Raw genomic sequence first — 17,873 nt, 5'->3', positions numbered from 1 at the left:
GAAGAAGAAGGATAATAATAGCAATACTTTTTCACTTCTTCCTCGAATAAAGCGCTTTGTTCTCCCGTCTTTATAGCAAATTCTTCTAGAATACAGCGACCAAATATTTCTTTACTTTTTCTTTACTTTTTATTGTAAAAAAAGCAACACATTAGATAAATTCTGAGGTATCATTATCCGATCTGCTTTTCGCACATTGACAGCGTCTACTTAATTAGTACTTCACAGGACATTTTGAGCTTATGTTTAAAAAAATACGCGGCATGTTTTCTAACGATCTTTCTATCGATTTAGGTACCGCCAATACACTTATTTATGTAAAAGACCAAGGTATTGTATTAAACGAGCCTTCTGTAGTAGCTATTCGTCAAGACCGTTCTGGCGGCTCGAAAAGTGTTGCAGCCGTAGGTGTTGCAGCAAAAGCTATGTTAGGTAGAACGCCGGGTAATATTGAAGCTATTCGTCCGATGAAAGATGGCGTAATTGCTAACTTCTTTGTTACTGAAAAAATGTTACAACACTTTATAAAACAAGTGCATAGCAATAATTTCTTACGTCCTAGCCCAAGAGTTTTAGTGTGTGTTCCTTGTGGTTCTACTCAAGTTGAACGTCGTGCCATTCGTGAATCAGCGATGGGGGCAGGTGCTCGTGAAGTCTATTTGATTGATGAACCAATGGCTGCCGCTATTGGTGCTGGTATGCCTGTGTCAGAAGCAACGGGTTCAATGGTTGTAGATATAGGCGGCGGTACTACCGAAGTTGGTATTATTTCACTGAACGGTGTGGTTTATTCTTCATCAGTACGTATTGGTGGCGATAAATTTGATGAAGCTATTATCAACTATGTTCGTCGTAACTTTGGTAGCTTAATTGGTGAAGCCACTGCTGAGCGCATTAAACATGAGATTGGTTCTGCCTACCCAGGTGAAGAATTAATTGAAATTGAAGTACGTGGTCGTAATCTTGCTGAAGGTGTTCCTCGTAGTTTTACTTTAAACAGCAACGAAATTTTAGAAGCACTGCAAGAGCCATTATCAGGTATTGTTAGTGCTATTATGGTGGCATTAGAGCAATCTCCACCAGAGCTGGCGTCTGATATCTCTGAACGAGGTATGGTGTTAACCGGCGGTGGCGCTTTATTAAAAGATATTGACCGTTTATTAATGGAAGAAACAGGTATTCCAGTTGTGGTTGCTGATGATCCATTAACGTGTGTTGCTCGTGGTGGCGGTAAAGCATTAGAGATGATTGATATGCATGGTGGCGATCTTTTTTCATATGAGTAAAGTCTCCTACGAATAGAGTCAATATTTTTTCTTGTCCATTAAGCCCAATTACTGCGTTAATAGTACTCATTGACTAACGTCAACTCCGTGCTTTTTCCTTGTACTTGAACTAAATGGCTTTGAATAAATTATTGATTGAAAGTTATGTTGCTATATCGTTGAACTATGTTCTCTTTATAGCATCAAAACCTTATCGCTCAAGCTTGTAACTTATATGAACCCAATTTTTAATCAAGGCACATCCCCAGCGCACCGACTTATCTTGGTGCTTTGCTGTTCGGTGGCCTTGATTTTTTTCGACCATAAAATGGCGAGTTTTGAAACCGCGCGTGGTTATTTACAATCCCTAGTTAGTCCGTTGCAATATATGGCTAATGCACCCAAGCAAATGATGACTTGGGCTTCAGAAAATATAGTTATTCGTCAGCAGCTCATGGAAGAAAATCAAAACTTTCGAGAAAATGAGCTGTTCTTTCATGAACAAGTGATGCAGTTAAGTATTGTACGTCAAGAAAATGAACGATTACGCTCATTACTTTCTTCACCCGTTCGTGGTGAAATCAAAAAAATGTTTGCCGAAATATTATCCGTTGATAGTGACCCTTATTCTCACCAAGTGGTGATTAATCGCGGCGCCAATGATGGTGTCTACGAAGGTCAGCCAGTACTTGATGAAAAAGGTATTGTTGGGCAAATATTACATGTGGGTGTAAGCAGCTCTCGTGTGATCTTGATCAGCGATATATCTCATGCTATTCCTGTACGTATTCAACGAAATGGCTTAAGGCTCATAGCTTCGGGCAGTGGTCAAATTGATCGACTTATTCATAACTTTGTTCCACATAGCGCTGACGTGAAAGAAGGTGATTTATTAGTTACTTCAGGCTTAGGTGGTAAGTATCCTGAAGGTTATCCTGTTTCCCGTGTTGTTTTTGTGCGTGCCGACGAGTCACGAGAATTTGCGACTATTTATAGTGTGCCTGTCGCTCAAATTGATCGATTACGCTATATGCTTCTACTTTCGAAGGATGAAGCTGTTAAGCCTGCGTCCCCATTAACCACCAAGAAAACAACGGTAGGAAAATCATAATGTTTAGCAATAATGGTTTTATTATTTTCCTCACCCTATTAATTGCTTTGATGGCAAGTATCACTCCTATGCCATTAAGCGTTGACGCCTTTCGCCCTGATTGGGTGCTTATTGTTTTGGTTTACTGGTGCTTAGCATTACCTAATAAAATAAATATTTTTACTGCGTGGGTGATGGGCTTTATCCTTGATGTTTTACTTGGCTCTGTGCTGGGTGTTCATGCTTGTGCGATGGCTTTATCTGTTTATATTGTTGTAGTTAATTTTCAAAAAATTAGAAATTTCTCCGTTTGGCAACAAGCACTCATTATTGGCGTACTCTCTGCGCAATACCACCTTGTTGTTTTTTGGTTGCAACGCTTCTTAAGTGATGTTGTATTCTTACCTAATTATTTATACCCAGTGATAACTACGATTGTACTTTGGCCATGGGTGTTTTTATTATTACGCCGTGTCCGCCGTCATTTCCGCATTGAATAACTCCACACTTTCTCAAGGGCTAACTATAACAGTAGTGAATGATTTTTATGACCAACGAAATAGTTAATTCCACCAGTACGAGTCAAAAGCTGATATTAGCCTCGCAATCGCCTAGACGAAGAGAGTTATTAGCGCAATTGGGCTATCAATTTTCTGTTCAGGCAAGTGATATCGATGAAACAGTAGAAAAAGCTGAAACAGCGTATGACTATGTACTACGCTTAGCAAAACAGAAAGCTCAACATGTTCTAGATTTATTACCGGAAGCCGAACAACTAAATAGTTGTGTCTTAGGTTCAGATACCAGTGTGGTATTTAATGGTGAAATACTAGGAAAACCAGATAATGAAGAAGACTGCATTGACACTTTGTCGCTATTATCAGGTAACCAGCATCAAGTATTAACGGCTATTGCGCTTGTGAGTCATGAGGGTGTCAAGGGTCAAGTTATTACCACTGAAGTCACTTTTAAAACATTAACGAAGGCTGAAATTTCAGCTTACTGGTTGACCGGCGAGCCCCAAGATAAGGCGGGAAGTTACGGCATTCAGGGCATCGCAGGACAATTTGTTAAAACCATTAATGGTAGTTATTCCGCTGTCGTTGGTTTACCACTATATGAAACCGCTCAATTACTGGCTAACGCTGGTTTTGTTGGCAGTATTCATACGAAATAATTTTCAACTGATTTTTGAACTATTGTTTGAACTAAAGGATATTTATGAGTGCTGAATTATTAATCAACGTTACACCTAGCGAAACACGTGTTGCTTTGATCGAAAATGGCTCACTGCAAGAAGTGCATATAGAGCGACAAGCAAAACGTGGCATTGTTGGTAATATCTATTTAGGTAAAGTCATTCGTGTTTTACCAGGCATGCAAGCAGCCTTTGTCGATATTAATCTTGATAAAGCAGCATTTCTACATGCTTCAGATATTAATAGCAAACTCATCTTAAAAGAAGAAACTGATCAAGTACCTGACATTCGATCTTTAGTACACGAAGGTCAACACATCATGGTACAGGTGGTTAAAGATCCGCTTGGCTCAAAAGGAGCGCGTTTAACAACAGATATCACAATTGCGTCACGTTATCTGGTATTAATGCCTAACTCCCAACATGCGGGCATATCCTTACGTATTGAAAATCCTAAAGAGCGAGATCGTTTAAAAGATATCGTTACCCCTTATTGCGATGAGCAACAAGGATTTATAGTTCGTACTGCGGGTGAAGGTGCTGATGAGTTAGATCTCCAACATGATGCTGAATTTTTACGTCGAGTATGGCATAAGGTGTTAGCGCGCAAACAGCGTAAGCAAACTAATTTACCTCTTTATCAAGATCTCTCTTTATCTTTTCGAGTGTTAAGGGATTTTGTCGGTATTAATCTTGAGCGTATTCGTATTGATTCTAATCTGACTTTTCAAGAATTAACCGTTTTTACTGAAGAATTTGTACCTGAGTTGACACCTTTATTAGAATATTATCCAGGTGAGTTACCTATTTTTGATCTGTTCTCTGTTGAACGAGAAATTCAGCGAGCTCTACATCGCAAAATTGAACTTAAATCGGGTGGTTATTTAATTATTGATCAAACCGAAGCGATGACTACTATTGATATAAATACCGGTGCTTTTGTTGGGCATCGTAACTTAGCTGATACCATATTTAGTACCAATATTGAAGCGACACAAGTTATCGCGAGGCAACTAAGGTTGAGAAACCTAGGTGGTATTATTATTGTCGATTTTATTGATATGCATAATGACGATCATAAACGTCGCGTATTGCATAGCCTAGATATGGCAATGAGCAAAGACAAGGTTAAATATAGTCTTCATGGTTTTTCAGCGCTTGGTTTAGTTGAAATGACACGACAAAGAACACGTGAAAGCTTAGAGCACGTATTATGTGGTGAATGCCCACTTTGTACAGGTCGTGGTCATCTAAAAACAGTAGAAACAGTTTGTTTTGAAGTACTCAGAGAAATTGTACGTGTAAATCGTGCTCATGATGCCGATAAGTTCACCGTTTATGCGTCAACTGCAGTGAGTAATTCGCTGGTTAATGATGAATATCATAACTTAGCTGAAGTTGAAGTTTTTATTGGGAAGTTGATTAAAGTACAAGCCGAACCCATGTATAATCAAGAACAATTTGATGTTGTTATGATGTAATGGCCCTATGCAATATACCCGCTGCCATTCAGAGTGCACTCTGAAACCTGCATCTTGATTGATAACGGGTATACATCATAACAAATATAGGACACGCTAAGTTTTAATGAGCATTGTAAGTACTTCGAATCGTTGGCTAAACCGCCTTTATAAAACAATAGCTATTTTGTTAGTGTTGTTAGCGGTAATAATTAGTGCTTTTCGTTTGTTTTTACCTTATGTCCATAATTATAAACTTCCCTTACAAAATTACTTAAACGAAATATCTCAAACTAATATCGTTATTGGTACGTTAAGTATGACCTGGCAAAGGTCAGGACCCATCCTGATTATTGGTGATGTTCAAGTGCTTGAGACAGAAAGAGCTTCTGTATTTATCGAGCAACTTGAAATGCAAGTTGATTTTTGGAGAACACTCACAGAACAAAATTTAATTTCAAAAAATCTTCTTCTTTCTGGTGCAATAGTCAATGTCTCGGAAAAATTATGGATAGGTAAAGAAGATAAAGATAGCTCAGGTACAGTGAAAAAAGATGATGAAGCTGATGATATTGAAGTTATTAGTGACCTTTTTTTAAACCGTATCAAGCGATTCTCTATACGAGATAGTCAAGTCACGGTGCGTAATGAATCAATTACACGCAGTATAAGATTAAACCAGCTACGTTGGTTAAACACAGGTGAGCGCCATCAAGCGGAGGGCAGTGTGGTGCTCAACGGCTTGAGTTCAAACAACTTGCACTTGAAATTAGACCTACAAGGTAATAAAGGCAGTGCACTTACTGGAAAAGTGTACTTACAAGCAAACCAGATTGATATAACGCCTTGGTTAGATGATGTTTTAGTGCTCGAAGACGACAAAACCAAAACGGATATTAATTTCTCTGCTTGGTTACACATTAATAACAGTGATATTGACCGTTTAAAAATTGATTTTTCAGATAGCAGCATGCATTGGCAGTTTGAGAATAAAAAACAAACGTTAACATTAGAGCAAGGGCAATTATTACTCGTCAAAGGTAAAGCCGATCGAAGCTTGATACTCTACAGTACACCGTTAGCATTGCGACTTAATGATACGCCACCGCAACAATTTACTGTTATGTTAGCGAAACAAGCAAATGATTTTTCATTACATCTATCTGAAATTGATGTTGCTATGCTGGCCCAACTAACACCTTTGATTGTTGAAAAACAAGAAACCCGCAATTTACTATCTGAGATGACCTTAACGGGAAAAATTGAAGATCTATTTATTCGTAATCAAAATAACACACTGCAAATAGCGACAAACTTTTCTGGGTTTAATAATAGCTATAGTCACGGTATTCCTGGTCTAGAAAATGTCTCTGGCAACCTCAGTTATGCTGATAATTATTTATCAGTAGATTTTGATGCAGAGCAAGGTAGGCTAGATTTTGATAAATTGTTTGTTCAAGCTTTTCCTTATCAAAAGCTTTCAGGGCAACTAAATGCTGTATTTGATGATAAAGGTTGGACATTAACCGTTGAAGAATTAGATTTTCTGTCAAAAGAAATTAATTTATCAGCGCAAGTTAACGTTGAAGCACCGATTGATGGCGAAGTTAGGTTAGCGTTGTTAGCTAATGTCTCCAATGGTAATGCTGGATTAGTGGGGCGTTACTTACCTTTACCAATCATGAGTGAAAATTTAGTTAATTACTTAAATGCGGCTGTTGTTTCAGGTCGGGTTGAAGATGCGCAAGTATTGATTAATGGACCTATTAGTCGTTTTCCGTTCACCGATGGCAGCGGTATTTTTGTCGTTGATGCCGAGTTGAGTAAATCAGAGTTTAAATTTGTAGATAACTGGCCTGCGATAACTGACTTTGTTGCCAATTTAAATTTTACTAACAATTCTATGTTAATAACAGGGCGGGGTGGAGAGCTAACTGGCCTTGACGTAACAGGGGTTCGTGCAGGTATTGCTGATTTAGCAAATGGTCAAATTTTAACAGTAGATGCTGAAATAAAGCCAACTCAAACGCGTTATATTGGTGATTTGATAAATCAAAGCCCATTTAAAGATAGTGTTGGTAGTGCGTTAGAACAGTTGCAAATTAGCGGTGAGGTCACTGGCGAGTTTCACCTAAACCTACCACTTAATAATAATGAACAAGCATTGGCAAGGGGCCTTATTAACTTTGATAATAACAAAGTTGGCTTGCAAGCACCTCAGATGGACTTTACTGAAGTACAAGGACAGTTCATTTTTAGTAACGATAAAATTAGCACTAAAAACTTACAACTGATGTGGCAAGGGTTACCCATTACCCTTGATATATCTGGTATGGATAAAGCTGATTACTATGATACTGATATTAACTTAGCCGCGTTATGGCAAGAGTCTACGTGGCTGTCCTTTGTCCCTGAAAAATTACGTCGATATACGCAAGGTGAGCTGCCGTGGCAAGGTTCATTATCGCTACATCAACATCATCAGGGAGGTTTTTCTTACTCAGCAAATTTTGACACTGAATTAAACGAAACCCGACTTTTATTACCAGCACCTTATCAGCGTGACGCGAATCAAGAAAATGCTCTATCTGTAAAAATTAATGGCGATAAAGAACAGTCTAATGTTGTATTAAATTACGGTGACAAAATGCATTTTTCTGGAGTGCTTGAACACCAAAATGTTGCGTTTACCCGTGCCAATTTAATGTTAGGTGAAGGCTCTATGGCTTTACCTGGAGATGGTTTTCATATCACCACCAAATTAGCTCAAGTGGATTTTTCGAAATGGCAGCCATTAATTAGTAATATTCTTGATAGCATTAATCAACCATCAACTGATGCCGAGCAAGACAACTTAAAGAGTGTAGAGCAAGTAAACTCAATTCCTTTTTTAGCTAAGCCCAAAAGGATTAGAGGATCTATTGGTCAGTTGAGTCTCTTGGGGCAGGAGCTTAACAATGTTTCTTTTAATTTATTAGATAAACCGCAATGGTGGTTATTACAACTCAATGCTAAAGAAACGCGTAGCCAAATAAAGATTTATCCTGATTGGTTAGTGCAAGGTTTGGATATTAATGCTGAGTTTTTAACTTTTCCTCAGGAGAAAGAAAACACCGATATAGAGGCAACTGTTGCAGTAATAAACCAACAACCAGATAGAGCAGAAAATGATATTATTTTTGCTGAAATCCCACCGTTAAAATTTCATTGTGATCGTTGTGTCATTGGTTTAGTGAATTTAGGGGAGGTTGATGTAAATATTAAACGTATTGATCAACAGACGATTGAATTTAAAAACTTTACTGCAAAACGAAATAAAACATCATTAAATCTAGACGGCAGTTGGCTTCATAATGAGCAAGCATCAATAACTACCTTAGTTGGTAATCTGTCGGTGGATGATGTAGAAGCAGAATTAAAAGCAGCAGGTTATGAATCAATTATTAAAGACAGTGGCGCAAAAATTGATGTAAACCTAAACTGGGAAGGAGGTTTGCATGATTTTATGCTTAGCCACTTAAACGGCACGGTTAATGGACGACTAGATGATGGCTATTTAGCGGATGTAAGTGACTCAGCACGTATTTTCTCAGTGTTGAGCTTACAATCTTTGGTACGTAAGTTAACCCTCGATTTTCGTGATATTTTTAGTGATGGTATGTTTTATAGTAATATCAAAGGAAACTATCAATTAGATCAGGGATTGTTAACTACCGATAATACTAAAATGAATGGCACCGCAGGTAACTTGTTTATGACAGGTAATACCAACTTGGTCACCGGTGAGCTTGATTACGAAATGTCTTATAAACCTAACCTAACTTCAAGCTTACCAGTGTTAGCTTGGATCGCTACCTCTTTAAATCCAGTAACTTTTCTTGCTGGGGTAGCTATCGATCAAGTTGTTAGGTCTCAAGTAGTCTCTGAATTTAAGTTTGAGCTAACGGGCACGGTCGATAATCCTGACTTCAAAGAAGTTGATCGTAAAAGTAAAAATATTAGTATCGAGGGCGTAGTACCGACCGAAGATGCTAAACAAGATGAGTCAATTATAGAAACACCCTCTACATCTAAAAAGGATAAAGCAACCGATGGTTAAATTGAGTGCAATACAGTTATCATCAGCAGCTAACGTCGAAACGAACCTTGCTAAGATAGCTGAGTTGCTATCTAAAATTACTGCTAACCAAGAGGACGTTCAGCATTTAGTCGTACTGCCTGAGTGTTGCTTGTATTTTGGTAGTAAAGACAGTGAACAATTGGATTTGGCAATAGCATCAGCCACAGGCAATGACCTTTGCTTAGCGCTTGGAGAGCTTGCCAAAAAATTTAAAGTTTACTTAGTTGCTGGCACTATCCCTATTTTATCGACATCTTCAACTAAATTTACTAATAGCAGTTGTGTTTTCAATCCCGAGGGAGAGTTGATAGGGCAATACGATAAAATTCATTTATTCGATGTTAATGTCAGCGATAGCACCAAGAGCTATTGTGAATCTCGCTATACTCAAGCGGGTAAAGAAATAAGCATGGTTAATACCGAATTCGCTAATATTGGGCTATCAGTTTGCTTCGATTTGCGGTTTCCCAATTTGTTTCAGCAACTATCGATTGCGGGCGCTGACATTATTACCGTACCTAGTGCCTTTACAAGAGTAACGGGCAAAGCACATTGGCAAACATTATTGCAAGCAAGGGCTATTGAAAATCAAGTTTATATTGTAGCAGCAGGGCAAGAAGGCGTTCATGAAAATGGTCGCGAAACTTGGGGGCATTCAATGATCATTAACCCTTGGGGCGAAATTGAACAAAGTATTGAAACGGGTGAAGGTTATATTTCAATCGACTATCACTCCGAAGAATTAACACGCATACGTCAAAGCATGCCTTTGAACTCGCCGCTGAATAAATAAAGCAGCAATTTGATTATAATTAAAGAACATAGAAGTAGAGCTAAGACCTAATGAATATAGTTGAAAAATCCTTATTAAGTGATAGTCATATTGATGAAGAAATGTTGTCAAAAACCCTAAACAGTATGATGGGACGACAAGTTGATTATGCTGATTTTTATTTTCAAGCGAGTCAGCATGAAACCTGGGTTCTAGAAGATGGTATTGTCAAAGAAGGTTCATATAACATTGAACGTGGTGTTGGCGTAAGAGCCATTTCAGGCGAAAAAACAGGCTTTGCTTATTCAGATGATATTACCCCTGAAGCACTTCAAAAAGCGGCAGATGCGGCAAAAGGTATTGCAGATAGCGGTACTGGTGCAAGCGTTAAAGCGTTTAGCCGTCAATCACCTATTGAAGTTTATCAATCTGTTGAACCACTTGGCAGTTTAACGCAAGAGCAAAAAATTGATTTATTACATCAAGTTGAAGCACATGCGCGCCAAGTTGATAGCCGTGTTAAGCAGGTTATTGCCAGTATATCAGGTGTTTATGAAACTATTTTAGTGAGTGCAAGTGATGGCACTTTTGGTACAGATATTCGTCCATTAGTTCGCTTAAATTGTTCAGTATTGGTGGAAGAAAACGGCAAACGTGAGCGCGCAAGTGCTGGTGGTGGTGCTCGTACAGATTACAGTTACTTTTTTGAAGTTGAAGCGGGAGATAACAAACCACGTTACCTTGCTTATGCTGAAGAATCTGTTAGACAAGCATTAGTTAACTTAGTCGCCATTGAAGCCCCTGCTGGTACTTTTCCTGTGGTATTAGGCGCAGGTTGGCCTGGTGTGTTACTACATGAAGCAGTAGGGCATGGTTTAGAAGGTGACTTTAACCGTAAAGGCTCTTCAGCGTTCTCAGGTAAAGTTGGTCAACAAGTGACTTCTGAGCTTTGTACCATTGTTGATGATGGTACATTAGCCAATCGTCGCGGTTCAATATCTATTGATGACGAAGGAACGCCTGGACAATATAATGTGTTGATCGAAAAAGGCATATTAAAAGGCTACATGCAAGATAAGCATAATGCTGGCTTAATGGGCGTGAAACCAACAGGTAACGGTCGACGTGAATCGTATGCGCACTTACCTATGCCACGAATGACTAATACGTATATGTTAGCAGGGGAGTCTAGTCCTGAAGATATTATTAAGTCGGTTAAAAAAGGTATTTATGCTCCAAACTTTGCGGGTGGACAGGTAGATATTACTTCAGGGAAGTTTGTTTTTACCAGTTCAGAAGCCTACTTAATTGAGGATGGTAAAATAACGTCACCAGTTAAAGGCGCTACGCTAATAGGTAATGGACCTGAGGCAATGAAACGGATCAGTATGGTCGGTAATGATTTAAAACTTGATGCGGGTGTTGGTGTTTGTGGTAAAGATGGTCAAAGTATACCTGTAGGTGTTGGTCAACCTACGTTAAAAGTTGATGAGATGACTATCGGTGGTACGCAGTAATGAGTTAATTTGAATACATCAGCAAGTATTAATATCCAAAATACTTGCTGATATTCACTGTTTTATTTAAGCATTTTCTTTTAGGTAAGTGAAAAGATTTTTATAGTGCTTACCTAATTTCTCCGCTTTTTTCTCTTTTGCTGCATGGCGAATCAACTGCTTAATTTTTTGGCGTTCGATTTGTGGAAATTCAGTAATCAAAGCTTCAACAGCGTCATTTCCCTGATCAATTAATTCATCTCTAATCGCTTCTAAACGAACAAACTTTGCCGTTTCTTGTTGATGTTTATTAGCCATAACCTCAATAGCATGATGAATGGGCTCAAGGTCGGTTTCCAAAAGTATTCTAGCGGTGTGACGAATATGACGACGTAAAGCTTCATGTTTATTGCTGATCTTATCAGCTAAAATCATCGCATCTTTTATGTCTTCACTTAAAGGTAAGCGACTTCGTTGATGCTTAGACATTTCTATTAAGCTCTGTGCAAAATCTTGTAATTTATGCATTTCACGCTTTACTTCGCTTTTACTTTTTAACTCTTCTTCCATTTCTTCTGAAGATTCGTCGATATCGTTGGCTGACTGGGGCATAATAATGTCTAATACCATGTTAAAATAAATTATAATTACCCTTATTATATCACTAAATTAATTGAGGCTGTTGATCTTTTGCGGTCAAACCTTGTTCGAGTGAGAGTACTTTAATCACGACGAGCCGTGTGAACTAAGCAGAAACAATAAAAATAATCTTAAGTGTTCAACAGCCCCTACATTCTAGGTCGCTATTGAAGCCTTATTACTCCTTAAAAAGAAAAGAGAAAGTAGAAACCAATATGACCTTAGCCTCTAAATCGCATGATCCAATAACTAAACAACTTAGTGAAGTGAAAGAACGTGTTGCCACCGTACTTGAACTCGCTAAATCACTTGGCGCAGACGGTGCTGAAGTTGCTATGAGCCGTCAACAAGGTTTAAGTGTCAGTACACGCATGGGTGAAGTGGAAAATGTTGAATTTACCAACGACGGTGGTTTAGGTATCACTGTTTACCGTGAAGGCCGTAAAGGCAGCGCTTCTACAGCGGATTTGTCAGAGCAAGCATTACTTAAAACAGTTACCGCAGCAGTAAACATTGCTAAATATACCTCGGTAGATGATTGTTCAGGTCTAGCAGATAAGTCGCTTCTGGCAATGCAGCCAATTGATTTAGATTTATATCACCCTCATGAAATTAGCACTGAAGAAGCAATCGAACTCGCCAAAGAATGTGAGGAAAACGCCTTAGCCGTTGATCCACGAGTGAGTAATTCAGATGGTGCTAGCTTTGATACCTTTGCTGGTTTTAAGGTCTATGGAAATAGTCATGGACAGTTAGTGGGTTACCCAAGTACCCGTCATAGCTTAAGTTGTGTGATGATTGCCAGTGATGGTGATGACATGGAACGTGACTATGCATACACGGTTAATCGTGAGTTCTCTTTGTTAGAAAGCGCTAAAAATGTTGGTCTACAGGCCTCCCAAGAAGTTTTGTCACGTTTAAAGCCTCAAACAATCCCAACAGGTAAAGTACCAGTACTATTTAGATCTGATATTGCGAATACTATTTGGGGACATTTTATCGCAGCTATTAGTGGTGGAAATCTATATCGTAAATCATCTTTCTTACTTGATGAGATTGGTAAAGATGTTTTTCCTAAATTTTTGAATATTAGTGAAAGACCGCATATTGCCAAGGCGTTGGCGAGTAGTGCATTTGATAGTGAAGGTGTATTAACGCAAGATCGTGAGATTATTAGCCAAGGAGCATTGCAAACTTACTTGTTAACCAGTTACTCGGCTCGTAAGCTAGGATTAACGACAACGGGCCATGCTGGCGGCATTCATAACTGGTTGGTAGATGCCCAAGGACATGATGGCAGTTTTGACGCTATGTTAAAAACCTTAGGCACAGGTTTATTGGTTACTGAGTTAATGGGGCAAGGAGTAAATGTTGTTAATGGCGATTACTCACGTGGCGCGTCAGGATTTTGGGTAGAAAATGGTGAAATAGCCTACCCAGTAAGTGAAATTACCATCGCTGGTAATTTAGCTCAGATGTTTAAGGGGATTGTCGCTGTTGGCTCTGATGTGGATATGCGTGGCAGTATCCGTACTGGCTCTATTTTAATTGATGAGTTGCAAGTTGCCGGACATTAAAAACTAAAGTTATTACTATTACTATTACTATTACTATTATTCTTAGTTTAGTTACTAGTAAAGTGATTCATAAAAAAGCGTTATCAATTTTGCGATTGATAACGCTTTTTTAAAGATAAAATTAGGTGTTTCTATTTGGTAATGCACTAGGTAAACATAACTAGGTTAGTAAGAGCGTAGCGGTTCCTAAAAATGCGAAAATACCTACAACATCAGTTACCGTGGTGATAATAACGCTGCCTGCAAGCGCAGGGTCTATATTGAGGCGTTTTAATAACAACGGAATACTTACACCAGCAAGCCCGGCTGCAGTCATGTTCATCAGCATAGCGAATGCAATCACGCCGCCAAGCATTAGATCCTGCTTCCAAATCGCTACTACAGTCGCAATTAACGTCGCCCAAATAATACCATTTAAAAAACCAATAGCGACTTCTTTACTGAGCAGTGCGCGAGCGTTACTGTCACCGACATGACCTAGCGCCATACCACGAATAACAAGCGTTAAGGTTTGATTACCAGCAACACCGCCCATGCTCGGAACTAAAGAATTTAATACCGCCAAAATGGCTAGTTGTTGAAAAACACCCTCAAACATACTGGTAACAGCAACCGCCATTAATGCGGTAATCAGGTTAACACCAAGCCATAATGAACGCTGTTTAGTACTTTTAATGACGGGAGCAAAGGTATCTGCCTCATCATCTAAACCAGCCATACTCATCATGGAGTGTTCTGCATTTTCACGAATGATATCGATGACATCATCAATGGTAATACGACCTAGTAAGTGGCCTGCGTCATCAACAACGGGTGCAGAAAACCAATCATGACGTTCAAAAAGTTGCGCAACATCTTGCTCGCCCAACTCAGCTTGCACCGCTTCAACTTCAGCATTAATCAAACTAGAGACAATGGCCTCTGCTTTAGCTGTTACGATTGCTGCTAGTGATACTGCGCCAATAAATTTATTGTTACGATCAACAACATAGAAAGAGTCGGTTGCGTCAGGAAGGTCACCCTTAAGGCGTAAGTACCGTAATACCACATCAACCGTTACGTCCGGACGTAAGGTGATAGTATCGGTATTCATCATACCACCAGCAGTGTCTTCCTCGTAAGATAATGCTGTTTCGACACGACTACGGTCTTGCGAGTCCATCGAGTTCAGTACTTCATTATAAATACTGTCTGGTAGGGTACGGAAAACTTCAGCTAAATCATCAATATCCATGCCTTCGGCAACAGCAGCAAGCTTTTCAGGTCGCATGCTTTTAAGAATACCTTTACGAACTTCTTCATTAAGCTCTTCAAGTACTTCACCGTGAAAGTCAGGATCAATAAGTTGCCATAATACTGGGCGGCTTTTAGCAGTAGAAGACTCTAAAATAAGGGCTAAATCATAAGCAGGCATGTGCTGTAATAGTTTTCGCACGTAGACGAACATACCACTGCCAAGTGCTTCGTTGACTTGTTGTAATCTTTGTTGGTTATACTCTTGTTCTGATATTTCTGGCATAGCGACTCTGCTTCTGTAATGTATAGTGCACAGAAAACCCTCTAAAGAGTGTATCGCTGAGAACGTCGCGAAACGGAGGGTCATACCTATTGGACTAATTAATTGTACAACTTAGAACTACATTAGCGAGCTTAGAACAAGTGAAATTATTTAAATATAGTTATTCTACATTTCATTAATTTTATGATGATATCAGTTTGCTAATGAGTTCCCAAAGGGCGAGTACCTAATAAAGGCAAAGGCTTACATGCATCGTTATTTATATTGACAAGGAAATTACCATTCTCTTCAATTAATGCCTTACCCCTAAGCCTTTTCATTCTCGCTAAGTGGGCAATAAATTGGTCCACTTGGTATTATTATTGATGAAAAGAATAACAGCTTTCTTTGGAAAACAGCTGAAAGTCGGCTTAAGTTTATCGTAACTTAGTGGTTTTATCAGCTTTTTTATCTTATGAAGGGAGCTTTTATATAGTCTTTTTTATTCAGCTTCGTCGAACTTATCAGAAATAAGTTGGCATATTTCAGCGAGTGCCAACTGTGCGTCTTTGCCTTGTGCGGTGATATTTACCATTTTTCCTTGACCACCTGCTAGTAACATTAGCGCCATAATACTACCAGCGTCGGCTTCTTTACCGGCTAATTCTAGGGTGATTTTCGCGGCAAATTTTTGGCTTAATTGCGCTAATTTAGTTGCGGCACGAGCGTGTAAACCCAATTTATTACAAATGGTCACTTGTTGAGAGATAACATTCACTGTTGTGCTCACTTATTAGGTAGATTTAATATCAATATCTCTATGATGCGTTTGTATATCATCACGCTCTTTACGGAAGTTTTTAGCTAACATCTCAGCGATATAAACAGATCTATGCTTACCACCAGTACAACCAATGGCTATAGTGACATAGCTACGATTATTTCGTTCTAGATGTGGTAACCAAGTCATCATAAAACTGTTAATTTGCCAAATAAACTTAGTCACTATAGCTTGGCTGGCAAGAAAGTCTTTTACTTCTTGATCGACGCCTGTTTGACCTTTGAGTGATTTTTCCCAAAATGGATTAGGTAAGAATCTAGCGTCAAATACATAATCAGCATCAACAGGAATACCGTGTTTAAAACCAAACGATTCAAATACTAATACCATAGAGCCTGTTTTTTTACCTAAAATCCGCTCTCTGACTAAATCAGCCAATTGATGAGGGCTAAGTTGACTGGTATTTATATATAGATCGGCATTAGTAGATATAGGCTCGAGTAATGATTTTTCTAAAGCAATTGCTTGATCAAGTGCCATATTCTCTTTAATAAGGGGATGCAAACGGCGTGTTTCACTAAAGCGTCTGATTAAGTCATTATCATCGGCATCTAAAAATAACGTGTTAACGTCTACTGCTTTAGGTAAATAAGCAATAATTTCTGGGATATCTTCTGGGTCTTTCGGTAAGTTTCGAACATCGAGACTTACCGCAACGTTTTCATAGTCATTGATAACAGTATGGGTTAATGCCGGCAGAAGATTAATAGGGATGTTGTCTACACAATAATAACCAAGATCTTCTAAAACTCTTAGTGCAACCGATTTACCTGAGCCTGAGCGACCACTAACAATGATTAATTTCATTTATACTATTCCGAATGCGCGGCAACTTATACCCAAGCCACATGAAGATGCAGGTTTCAACTGGAATTAGAAACGCCTTTAGGCAAGACATTGATTGAAGAGAATAGTTATTCTCTTGTCGAAATCAATAACGTAGCATAAAGCGTTTCTAAACCAGCCCTATGGCGGCCCCTGAGCCGCTTATGCTCAGCGGTCCTGAAACACACAGCTTCAAGTGGCTTGGGTATATATATTGCTAGCTTGCTTGTTGAATTAAGTTATAGAGTGCCTGATTATCATTGCATTTTCGTACTTGCTTGATCATCTTTTTATCACTAAATAGTTTAGCAATATTTTGTAGCGTATCTAAATGTTCTTGGCAGCTATTTTCGGGCACAAATAAGGCAACAAAAATATCTACGTCTCTATTATCTATGGCATCAAAATCGATTGCCTTTTCTGTTGTTATTAACACCGCAACAGCTTTACTTGTATTGGGCAATCGACCATGTGGGATCGCAATACCGTTACCTATACCAGTGCTACCCATTTTTTCTCTATTGAGTAAACTATCTAATAGTTCATCTTGCTCTATATCAGTTATTTGAATCGCAGCGAGTTGACAAATTCTTTCTAGAATACGTTTTTTACTGGTTACTGCTACATCACAACTAGTACAGCTTGTTGTTAATATTTCGGATAATTGCATAATCGTGTTAATGGTTTTAAGGCGCCACTTACGCTAAATCATTTAGCTCAGGACGCCTGCTTTAATAGGCTTTAATTACTTTAAAGCGGTCTTTCGGGCTAACTCAACTTAATGATGAGAAACCTTAGCTTTATACTTAAGAATCTGCCTATCAAGTTTATCAACTAAGGTATCAATAGAGGCATACATATCGGTGTTGACTGCAGAAGCAAATACTTCACTGCCATTCATATGAACATTAGCTTCAGCTTTTTGATTAAGCTTTTCTACGGTAAGTACAACATGGACATTATTAATGTGATCAAAATGTCGTTCTAATTTTGAGAATTTTGTATCGACATATTCGCGCAATGAACTAGTTACTTCAACATGGTGTCCAGAAAGATTAATTTGCATAAACATGATCCTTTTATTGTAGTCTT

At 38.7% G+C, this 17,873-nt stretch carries 15 protein-coding genes; 9 read left to right on the top strand and 6 right to left on the bottom strand.

Annotated elements, in window-relative coordinates; translation table 11 throughout:
• The first annotated feature begins 242 nt into the window (after positions 1–242).
• From CXF79_RS20800 to tldD, 8 genes are all read left to right on the top strand, one after another.
• Positions 243–1,286: a rod shape-determining protein gene (locus tag CXF79_RS20800; RefSeq protein ID WP_011045290.1), complete on the top strand. Its 1,044-nt coding sequence runs from the start codon at positions 243–245 to the stop codon at positions 1,284–1,286.
• A gap of 214 nt (positions 1,287–1,500) precedes the next feature.
• Complete coding sequence (gene mreC / locus CXF79_RS20795; RefSeq protein ID WP_101157622.1) at positions 1,501–2,376, top strand: rod shape-determining protein MreC; 876 nt, start codon at positions 1,501–1,503, stop codon at positions 2,374–2,376.
• On the top strand, positions 2,376–2,855 hold the full coding sequence (gene mreD / locus CXF79_RS20790; protein ID WP_011045287.1) for a rod shape-determining protein MreD: 480 nt from the start codon (positions 2,376–2,378) through the stop codon (positions 2,853–2,855). Before mreC ends, mreD begins: the two co-directional genes overlap by 1 nt.
• Before the next feature lie 38 nt (positions 2,856–2,893).
• Positions 2,894–3,532, top strand: coding sequence for a Maf family protein (locus CXF79_RS20785; protein ID WP_101157620.1), 639 nt, complete (start codon positions 2,894–2,896; stop codon positions 3,530–3,532).
• Positions 3,533–3,576: 44 nt separating this feature from the next.
• Complete coding sequence (gene rng, locus CXF79_RS20780) at positions 3,577–5,034, top strand: ribonuclease G (RefSeq protein WP_101157618.1); 1,458 nt, start codon at positions 3,577–3,579, stop codon at positions 5,032–5,034.
• A 106-nt stretch (positions 5,035–5,140) separates the two neighbouring features.
• Positions 5,141–9,112, top strand: coding sequence for a YhdP family protein (locus CXF79_RS20775; protein WP_101157616.1), 3,972 nt, complete (start codon positions 5,141–5,143; stop codon positions 9,110–9,112).
• Positions 9,105–9,926, top strand: a complete 822-nt coding sequence (locus tag CXF79_RS20770) for a carbon-nitrogen hydrolase family protein (protein WP_101157614.1) — start codon at positions 9,105–9,107, stop codon at positions 9,924–9,926. Before CXF79_RS20775 ends, CXF79_RS20770 begins: the two co-directional genes overlap by 8 nt.
• 50 nt (positions 9,927–9,976) lie before the next feature.
• Positions 9,977–11,422 (top strand): metalloprotease TldD, encoded by a 1,446-nt coding sequence (tldD, locus tag CXF79_RS20765; RefSeq protein WP_011045282.1) that lies wholly within the window; start codon positions 9,977–9,979, stop codon positions 11,420–11,422.
• 66 nt (positions 11,423–11,488) lie between these two features.
• On the opposite strand, the gene yjgA is transcribed toward tldD, so the two are convergent.
• Positions 11,489–12,013, bottom strand: a complete 525-nt coding sequence (yjgA, locus tag CXF79_RS20760; RefSeq protein ID WP_011045281.1) for a ribosome biogenesis factor YjgA — start codon at positions 12,011–12,013, stop codon at positions 11,489–11,491.
• 242 nt (positions 12,014–12,255) lie between these two features.
• On the opposite strand from yjgA, the gene pmbA reads away from it, so the two are divergent.
• Positions 12,256–13,617 (top strand): metalloprotease PmbA, encoded by a 1,362-nt coding sequence (gene pmbA / locus CXF79_RS20755; protein ID WP_101157610.1) that lies wholly within the window; start codon positions 12,256–12,258, stop codon positions 13,615–13,617.
• Positions 13,618–13,777: 160 nt separating this feature from the next.
• Here the strand turns inward: pmbA and mgtE are convergent, their stop codons facing one another.
• The 5 genes from mgtE to hpf all read right to left on the bottom strand — a co-directional run bounded on the left by mgtE (position 13,778) and on the right by hpf (position 17,847).
• Complete coding sequence (gene mgtE / locus CXF79_RS20750) at positions 13,778–15,136, bottom strand: magnesium transporter (protein ID WP_011045278.1); 1,359 nt, start codon at positions 15,134–15,136, stop codon at positions 13,778–13,780.
• Between the two features lie 481 nt (positions 15,137–15,617).
• Positions 15,618–15,893 carry an HPr family phosphocarrier protein gene (locus CXF79_RS20745; RefSeq protein ID WP_011045276.1) on the bottom strand — a complete coding sequence of 92 codons (276 nt, stop codon included), beginning with the start codon at positions 15,891–15,893 and terminating at the stop codon, positions 15,618–15,620.
• A 15-nt stretch (positions 15,894–15,908) separates the two neighbouring features.
• Entirely contained in the window at positions 15,909–16,763 is an 855-nt protein-coding gene (rapZ, locus tag CXF79_RS20740; RefSeq protein ID WP_011045275.1) for an RNase adapter RapZ, read from the bottom strand.
• A gap of 235 nt (positions 16,764–16,998) precedes the next feature.
• The gene (gene ptsN, locus CXF79_RS20735; protein ID WP_011045274.1) at positions 16,999–17,451 is read right to left on the bottom strand and encodes a PTS IIA-like nitrogen regulatory protein PtsN; all 453 of its coding nucleotides are present in this window, start codon (positions 17,449–17,451) and stop codon (positions 16,999–17,001) included.
• 108 nt (positions 17,452–17,559) lie between these two features.
• Complete coding sequence (hpf, locus tag CXF79_RS20730) at positions 17,560–17,847, bottom strand: ribosome hibernation promoting factor (RefSeq protein ID WP_011045273.1); 288 nt, start codon at positions 17,845–17,847, stop codon at positions 17,560–17,562.
• Between the last annotated feature and the right edge of the window lie 26 nt (positions 17,848–17,873).

The organism is Colwellia sp. Bg11-28, from assembly GCF_002836245.1.
Taxonomy (GTDB): Bacteria; Pseudomonadota; Gammaproteobacteria; order Enterobacterales; family Alteromonadaceae; genus Colwellia; species Colwellia psychrerythraea_A.
This window is presented reverse-complemented; position numbering and strand designations above follow the sequence as displayed.

What these genes read in the sequence shown, in the direction of transcription:
- mreC (WP_101157622.1), top strand. Translation starts at nt 1,501, where the DNA reads ATGAACCCAATTTTTAATCAAGGCACATCCCCAGCGCACCGACTTATC.
- rapZ (WP_011045275.1), bottom strand. Translation starts at nt 16,763, where the DNA reads ATGAAATTAATCATTGTTAGTGGTCGCTCAGGCTCAGGTAAATCGGTT.
- CXF79_RS20800 (WP_011045290.1), top strand. Translation starts at nt 243, where the DNA reads ATGTTTAAAAAAATACGCGGCATGTTTTCTAACGATCTTTCTATCGAT.
- CXF79_RS20775 (WP_101157616.1), top strand. Translation starts at nt 5,141, where the DNA reads ATGAGCATTGTAAGTACTTCGAATCGTTGGCTAAACCGCCTTTATAAA.
- mreD (WP_011045287.1), top strand. Translation starts at nt 2,376, where the DNA reads ATGTTTAGCAATAATGGTTTTATTATTTTCCTCACCCTATTAATTGCT.
- hpf (WP_011045273.1), bottom strand. Translation starts at nt 17,847, where the DNA reads ATGCAAATTAATCTTTCTGGACACCATGTTGAAGTAACTAGTTCATTG.
- CXF79_RS20770 (WP_101157614.1), top strand. Translation starts at nt 9,105, where the DNA reads ATGGTTAAATTGAGTGCAATACAGTTATCATCAGCAGCTAACGTCGAA.
- CXF79_RS20785 (WP_101157620.1), top strand. Translation starts at nt 2,894, where the DNA reads ATGATTTTTATGACCAACGAAATAGTTAATTCCACCAGTACGAGTCAA.
- mgtE (WP_011045278.1), bottom strand. Translation starts at nt 15,136, where the DNA reads ATGCCAGAAATATCAGAACAAGAGTATAACCAACAAAGATTACAACAA.
- rng (WP_101157618.1), top strand. Translation starts at nt 3,577, where the DNA reads ATGAGTGCTGAATTATTAATCAACGTTACACCTAGCGAAACACGTGTT.
- ptsN (WP_011045274.1), bottom strand. Translation starts at nt 17,451, where the DNA reads ATGCAATTATCCGAAATATTAACAACAAGCTGTACTAGTTGTGATGTA.
- tldD (WP_011045282.1), top strand. Translation starts at nt 9,977, where the DNA reads ATGAATATAGTTGAAAAATCCTTATTAAGTGATAGTCATATTGATGAA.
- pmbA (WP_101157610.1), top strand. Translation starts at nt 12,256, where the DNA reads ATGACCTTAGCCTCTAAATCGCATGATCCAATAACTAAACAACTTAGT.
- yjgA (WP_011045281.1), bottom strand. Translation starts at nt 12,013, where the DNA reads ATGCCCCAGTCAGCCAACGATATCGACGAATCTTCAGAAGAAATGGAA.